2 protein-coding genes are annotated in these 2,614 nt (G+C 49.1%); both read right to left on the reverse strand.

Annotated features, from left to right (window positions below):
- Positions 1-87: 87 nt before the first annotated feature.
- On the reverse strand, positions 88-804 hold the full coding sequence (gene istB, locus KK062_RS29710) for an IS21-like element helper ATPase IstB (protein ID WP_254088024.1): 717 nt from the start codon (positions 802-804) through the stop codon (positions 88-90).
- A 2-nt stretch (positions 805-806) separates the two neighbouring features.
- Positions 807-2,351, reverse strand: coding sequence for an IS21 family transposase (gene istA / locus KK062_RS29715; protein ID WP_254088025.1), 1,545 nt, complete (start codon positions 2,349-2,351; stop codon positions 807-809).
- Positions 2,352-2,614 lie beyond the last annotated feature (263 nt).

Raw genomic sequence — 2,614 nt, forward strand, 5'->3', positions numbered from 1 at the left:
ATGGATATTCCGGAGATGCTGACCCCGGTAACGTTGATACTGACCCCCTAAAGGTTTTGGCTCAGCAGAGCTGACAGCCTGACAATGTTACTTCTTTTTCCTTAGACTTTCTCCCTTTAGCTCGATTCTGTATGAGGTGTGTACCATGCGATCCAAAATGGCATCCGCTATAGTCTCCTCGCCAATGACATCATACCAACTGGCTATGGGTAGCTGACTGGCAATGATGGTGGCCGCTGAGGCGTGTCGATCTTCAATGATCTCCATAAGGTCCATGCGTTGCTGTTGTTCCAGGTGTGACAGACCGAAGTCATCCAGGATAAGTAGATTGGCTTTGGTAAGCTTATCCATGAACTTATAGACTGTTCCATCGATACGGCTCATTTTTGTTTTCAGTAAAAGCTTCTGAAGGTTATAGTATGCCACCTTGTATCCTTGCGCGCAAGCCTGATGCCCTAACGCAGAAGCGAGGAAGCTTTTGCCGGTGCCTGTTGCACCGCTGATTAAGATGGCCTCACCTTTTGCAATGTACTCGCCGGTGGCCAGCGATGTTATCAATGATTTGTCCATTCCCCTGGAGGCATCCATATGAAGTTCTTGGATGGATGCCTGGTACCGGAAGCGGGCGTTTAGCTGCAGACGTTCAAAGCGTTTACTATGTCGTTCTGTTTCTTCCGCCTGTAGCAGCAGTCCCATTCCATCTGTTAACGAGAGTTCGTGGTGTCTTCTGGTTTCCAGCAGCGCTTTCCAGGTGCGGCTCATGCCATGCAGGCGTAGTTGGTGAAGTTGTGATTCGATATCCATGTTTAAAATTTAAGATTGGTTTGCTTGTAATACTCTTTACCCCGGATGTTGGTGTGTGCCGGCAGCGCTTGTTCTTTTGGTGGGCCGTTTTGTTGGTCTTCCATTTTATTTTTCAGGATCCGCTCGACGAACTTATAGGAGAAGTTGCGACAGTCGATCGCGATTTCACAGGCCCGAGCGAAGGCATCAGCAGGCGTTATTTTTTGCAGTCGGAGCAAGCCATCACAGGTGCGGTAAGACTGCTCGGGAGGTTTGGATTGATCGAAGATGAGCTGGGTCAGCAGATACAACTCATGCGATCGGTTTTTGGCCTTATCGATGTAGTAGGCAGGGCTTCTTTCCAGGTAATGCTGGTGGTGTGAGCTTAGGTGTTCTTTGACGGTGGTATAACCACCGGGCGTGTAATCACGGATGTGCACAGCGATCTGTTTGCCCCGGGCATAAACATGTACTATAGCACGGGTGTAAATGATCTTTGCTCGGATGCCCACATAGGCGTACGGCACGCTGTAATAATGTTTGTCTTTGCCCAGGTAGATGTAATTATTGTTGCCAACCATTGGCTCACTGTAGTACTTCACTTCAAAGTCTGATTCCGGCAGCGGTGTAAGCAGATGTTTTTCAGCTGCTAAAAAGCGTTCTTCCCGGCAGTAGGGCTTTTGCTGCATCCGCGTTTGGTTGTGCGCCTTTATCTTTTCTTTGATGGCCTGGTTCAGAGATTCCAGGTCGAAGAATTGGCGATTGCGTAAGCGGGCATAGACCCGGTTATAGACCAGCTTCACATCGTTCTCTACCAGTGCCTTGTCCTGCGGTTTGCGCGGGCGGGCGGGGATCACTGTAATCTTGTAATGATTGGCGAAGTCCTCCAGGACACGATTAATTTCCGGCTCATACCGGTCTGCTTTGCTGATGGCGGACTTGAAGTTATCGGGCACAAGTATAAGAGGGCATCCACCAAGTTCGTGCAGACAGCAACGCAAGGCGTAGATAAAGTCATCGACACGTTGGCTGGGCACTGCCAGCGCAAAGCTATAACCCGAGAAAGGAAGTGTAGCCACGAACACCTGGCAGGGCACCAACTCACCTGTTAATGGATCGATATGATGCAGCGGCTTGCCGGCGAAGTCTATAAACAGTTTATTGGCGGGAAGATGATCCAGCTTCATGCCTGGCTTTCGGGCAATAAGTTGCTGTCGTAAATGAAAGCAAAACTGCGAGTAAGCATAGCCCTGCTGATAGTTTTCTATATACTCCTCCCAGAGTAATTTCTTTGTCACGCCGACGCGTTTTAGCTCAGCGGTGAAGTAATCCAGATTGGCACTTAAATGCTCAAACCGTGGATCTTTATAGGCGGGATTACCAGGATGGAACTTGCCCTCCAGGATCGGATCTTCAAGCGCCAAAAGCTCGCCGACGCGAAGCTGACCATTCGATAGCTTTTGTAAATAGGACTTTACCGTATTCTTGCTGATACCCAGGCTACGGGCAATACTTTTGATCGGGTTGCCCTCCTTGTGCAAGAGCAATAATTGTTTGATCTGACTCATGGGTTTGGTTTTTCCAGCCATCGGCTTTCTGCTTAGGTAAAGTGTTACCTAATAAACCAAAACCTGATCAGAGGGGTCAGTATGCTCCGGTACGACCGTGATTCCAGCTTCCTGGAGGGGTCAACATGCTCCGGTACGAACGCCCGATAATTTTACACTGGGGTCAACATCCGCCAGAACGTCACAATTTGCTAAATCTCAACACACGCAAATGTTCAGACGGCGATTCGTTCTGTCGGGGTCAACATGGTCCGGAATATCCA

This window comes from Dawidia cretensis, from assembly GCF_018598175.1.
Classification (GTDB): Bacteria; Bacteroidota; Bacteroidia; order Cytophagales; family Cyclobacteriaceae; genus Ohtaekwangia; species Ohtaekwangia cretensis.

What these genes read in the sequence shown, in the direction of transcription:
- istB (WP_254088024.1), bottom strand. Translation starts at nt 804, where the DNA reads ATGGATATCGAATCACAACTTCACCAACTACGCCTGCATGGCATGAGC.
- istA (WP_254088025.1), bottom strand. Translation starts at nt 2,351, where the DNA reads ATGAGTCAGATCAAACAATTATTGCTCTTGCACAAGGAGGGCAACCCG.